The sequence below is a fragment of the Streptomyces pactum genome (genome assembly GCF_016031615.1).
GTDB lineage: Bacteria > Actinomycetota > Actinomycetes > Streptomycetales > Streptomycetaceae > Streptomyces > Streptomyces pactus.
The window spans coordinates 1-4,502 of sequence record NZ_JACYXC010000004.1; the positions used below are offsets into that span (position 1 = coordinate 1).

Below are 4,502 nucleotides of genomic sequence, written 5' to 3' on the forward strand. Positions count from 1 at the left end.
GGGTCCGGCTTCAGGGTCGAGGTCGGGGTGTCCGGCTCCGGGTCAGAAGCAGGGTCCGGGGCCCGGGTGTCCGGCTTCGGGTCGGGTCGGGGTGTCCGCCTCGGGGTCGGGGCGCCCGCCTCCGGGGTCCGGGTCAGGGTCAGGGTCCGGGGCCCGGGTGTCCGGCTCCGGGGCCCGGTCGCCTCCGGCCGCCAGGTCCTGACTTTCGGCAGGGGTGGTGGACGACGGCCGCTTGTACCGTCGGACCGGTGAGACGACTCGGACCGGTGCACCTCCCGCTTCCCGACCGCCGGCGCCCACGGGTGGCCCGGGAGCCGGGGGTGCGGGAGGACACGCGGGCGCGGGAGGAGATGCGCGCGCGGTTGCCGGAGGAGACGGGCGCGCCGGAGGAGACCGGCGCGCGGGAGGAAGCGGGCGCGCGGGGCGGGCCGGAGGACGTGCCGGAGCGCGGCGGGGCCGCGGGCACGGCGAACGGGTCCCGTCCCGGCCGCATCCGCCGCCGTACCGGTGCCGCCGGTACGGCCGGTGGCACCGGCGCCGCCGGGCGGGTCCGCCGCCCCGGCCTTCTCCACCGTGGTGGTTCCGGCCGTCACCTCGGCCGGCGGCCGCGCCGTGAGGGTGCCCTCCGCCCGGTCCGGTGGACCCGCGCGGAGGCGCTCCGGGACGTGCTGCTGTGGCTGGCGCTCGCCGGGCCGGTGCTGCTCGGCGACCGGCTGGCGCGGAGCGTGCCGGTGTCCTGGTGGCAGACGGCGGGCGGGCTGCTGCTGCTCGCCGCCGCCGTGGCACTGTCCCGGCGGTGGCCGGCCCCGGCGCTGCTGCTCGTCGCGGGGCTGAGCCTGGCCACCGCCCCCGCCCTGTTCACGGTCTCCTACCTCCCGGCGCTCTCGGTCCTCGGCTACCTGGCGGGCCGCCGGGAGACGACCGCCCGGTCGGCGCTGCTCGCCTTCACCGCGATCGCGGCGGTGGGGACGGTCGGCGTACTGGGCTCGGTGGACGTGGTGATCGCCTGGCTGGTGCTCATCGCCACGCTGCTCTTCGGCGCGGCCTTCCCCTGGCTCGTCGGCCGCCACCGCCGCCAGGACCGCGCCCTGGTGGCCGCCGGCTGGAGCCGCGCCGCCCAGCTGGAGCGGGAACAGTGGATCATCGCCGACCGGGCACGGCTGCGGGAACGGGCCCGGATCGCCCAGGACATGCACGACTCGCTCGGCCACGACCTCAGCCTCATCGCCCTGCGGGCGGGCGCGCTCCAGGTCGCTCCGGGACTGGGTGCCGAACACCGGGCGGCCGCGCGGGAACTGCGGGTGGCGGCGGCGGAGGCGACGGAACGCCTGCGGGAGATCATCGGCGTACTGCGCGACGCGACCGCGGCACCGTCCGCCGCCCCGGTCGCCGGACCCGCCCGGGAGGCCGCCGGCCCGACGGTCCGGGAAGGCGGCACGGGTCCCGCGCCGGCGCCGGACACCGCCCCGCTGACCCCGGTCGGCGAGAGCATCGAGGCGCTGGTGGAACGGGCGGCCGACTCCGGCCTCCCGGTCCGGCTGCTGCGTACCGCGCCGCCACCCGCCCCGTACGACGACCACTCCACCGGTGCCCCCGGCACGCCCCCGGACCGCGCCGCCGGCCCGCCCGCCGCGACGGAACCGGTTCCCGGCACGGGCCCCGCGACGGAACCGGCTCGCGGCACGGCTTCCGGAGCGGAACCGGCTCCCGGTACGGCCCGTGGCTCCGGCACGCCACGTACCACCACCGTCCACGGCACCGCCGGCACCACCCGTCCCGCGGGACATGCCGGCCCTGCCGGCACGGGCTCGGGCGCCGGCACGGGCTCGGGCTCCGCCGGCGCTGGCCCCGACGCCGGCACGGCCGGGCTCGCGCCGATGGCGGAGCGCGCCGCCCACCGGGTCGTCCAGGAGTCCCTCACCAACGCCGCCAAGCACGCGCCCGGTGCCGAGGTGACCGTGACCGTCGAGGAACGGACCGCCCCCGGGCCCGGCGGCTCCGGCCGGGCCGAGACGGTGGTACGGGTCGTGACCGCCGGCGCCCCCGGCGGCCCCGCCGGACCGGACGGGGCCGGTTCCAGGGCCTCGCGTGACGTGGCGGCCGGCGGGCCCGCCGGGGCGGCCGGCCCGGCGGGTGCCCGCCCGGGCACCGGGCTGCTGGGCCTGCGGGAACGGGTGGCCCTGGTGGGCGGGGACTTCTTCGCGGGGCCCCGGGACGGCGGGTTCGAGGTGGTGGCGCGGCTGCCGCACGGGCCGGTGGACGCCGCCGGGCCCGCGGACCCCGGAGGCGCGCCGCATGCCTGGCCCCGGGCGTGGGAGGAGACCGCCGCCGGATGGGCCGGGGCCGGCGGGGAACCGGCCGGCGGAGCACCCGGGCACCCCCGTGCCGCCGACGGCGGCCCGGAGCCGGGGGCCGGTGCGGTGCGGGAGTTCGCCCGGGTGCGCCGGGCCACCCGGCGCCGGCTGGTGCGGTCGGTCGCCGTGGCCGGCGGCCTGGCCGCCGTGGTGGTCGCGGCGGCGGTGGGCTGGTACGCCTACACCCGCACCCACTCCGTACTCGAACCCCGCGACTACGCGGCCCTCCGGATCGGTCAGCCCTACGCGGAGGTGGAGCGGGTGCTGCCGGACCGGGTCGCCCCCGACCCGCCGCGCGACCGTGCCCCCGCCGCGCCGCCCGGGGCACGCTGCCGCTACTACCGCGCCGACGACGAGCTCTTCGTCAGCGTGGACCACGTCCGGCTCTGCTTCCGGGACGGGAGGCTGGTCGCCAAGGACCTGGTGCCCGGGGCGGGCGCGCCGCCGAGGGCGGACCGGGCCCGGACGGGGACGCCGTGACGGGCGCGGGCAGGGGTGCCGGACGGGCCCGGGCGGGGACGCCGTGACGGGCGGCGGAGCGGGAGCGGAGACACGGGTGGCGGTGGACCGGGCAGGCCCGGCAGGCACGATGGACGGAACGACGACAGGAGCGGAAGTGCACATGACGGCGGGGACCGGCCCGGAGACGGCACCGAAGACCGGGCCGGCACCGAGGACCGGGCCGGCACCGGGGGCCGGGCCGGCGCCGGGACCGGTACCGGCGCCGGGGGCCCGGGCGGACGCGGTGCCCGTCCCGGGCGGGCACCCGGCCCCGGACGGTGACGTCGCCGGGGCCCGGGGCGACGGGGGCTCCCGGGGCGCGATCCGGGTGCTGCTCGCCGATGACGAGGCGTTGGTGCGGGCCGGGGTGCGGGCCATCCTCGCCGCCGACCCGGGCATCGAGGTGGTGGCGGAGGCGGCCGACGGGCGGGCGGCGGTGGAGGCCGCACGGGCGCACCGGCCGGACGTCGCGCTGCTGGACATCCGGATGCCGGGACTGGACGGGCTGGCCGCCTGCGAGGAGCTGGCGCGGGTGGCGCCGGAGACCGCGGTGGCGATGCTCACCACCTTCTCCGAGGACGCCTATGTCGCCCGGGCGCTGGGCGGCGGCGCGACCGGCTTCCTGCTCAAGTCGGGTGACCCGTACGAACTGCTCGCGGGGGTACGGGCGGTCGCGGGCGGCGGAGCGTTCCTGTCACCCGCGGTGGCCCGGTACGTCATCACCCGGCTCGGCGGGGAGCGGCTCGCCCGGGGTGCGGCGGCACGCGCCCGGACCGATGCCCTCACCCCGCGCGAACGCGAGGTGCTCGCCCTGGTGGGCGCCGGACTGTCGAACGCCGAGATCGGGCGGCGGCTGCACCTGGTCGAGGGCACGGTCAAGGGCTATGTCAGCGCGGTGCTCGACCGGTTGGGGGTGGGCAACCGGGTGCAGGCGGCGATCGTGGCCCACGAGGCCGGACTGGTCGCCGAGCCGGACCCGGGCACGGCCTGACCGCCCCTCCGCGGGCCGGCCCCGGCCACCGGTCGGCCGGCCGCGCCCGAGGAGGATGTCGCCCCACTTGGTGAGGTCCGCCCCGCCCGGTGGGGTGTCGCCCCGGCCGTGGGGTGCCGCCGCGCCCGGTGGGGTGCCGTCCTGCCCGGCGGGGTAGCCCGGGCCCCGCCCGACCGGCTGCCGTACACGCCTACACGATGGGGACGACCCGGCGCGGTGTCCGGATCTCGCGGTCGGCCGGCGCGGACCGGCTGACCGGTTTCCGTAGGGCGCCGGGCGGCGCCCGGCCGCCGCCGGACCACCCCCGCGCCCGTCTCCTGTACGGGGACCCCGCAGGGGATCCCTCAGGGCCTCTGTCAGGGACGGCCGGGGCCCTCCGCGCGGCATCCCCGCAACGGATCCGGTACGCCCCTCCCGTAGGGGGCGACCCCCGGTACGGCTCCCGTAAGGGGCGCCGTACGGGTCACGGCCCGGATCCTCCGACGGAGCCGCCCCCGCCCCGGCCCTGGGGCGTCGTGGGGGCGCCCGTACCGCTCAGCCGCTCAGCGGGGCCGGCCGGAGAGGTGGGTGGTGCCGGGTCCCGCGGGGGGCGGAAACCTGGGGTCCGGCGCCGCCGCGTACCCGGAACCGGACTCGACCCCGGGCCCCGGATCCGC

The 4,502-nt window shown here is 80.0% G+C and carries 2 protein-coding genes; both read left to right on the forward strand.

Annotated features, from left to right (window positions below; all coding sequences use genetic code 11):
* Nucleotides 1-248: 248 nt before the first annotated feature.
* Entirely contained in the window at nt 249-2,834 is a 2,586-nt protein-coding gene (locus IHE55_RS30255) for a sensor histidine kinase (RefSeq protein WP_307826640.1), read from the forward strand.
* A 343-nt stretch (nt 2,835-3,177) separates the two neighbouring features.
* A complete protein-coding gene (locus IHE55_RS30260) occupies nt 3,178-3,846 on the forward strand; it encodes a response regulator (RefSeq protein ID WP_197992628.1) in 669 nt (222 codons plus the stop codon).
* Nucleotides 3,847-4,502 lie beyond the last annotated feature (656 nt).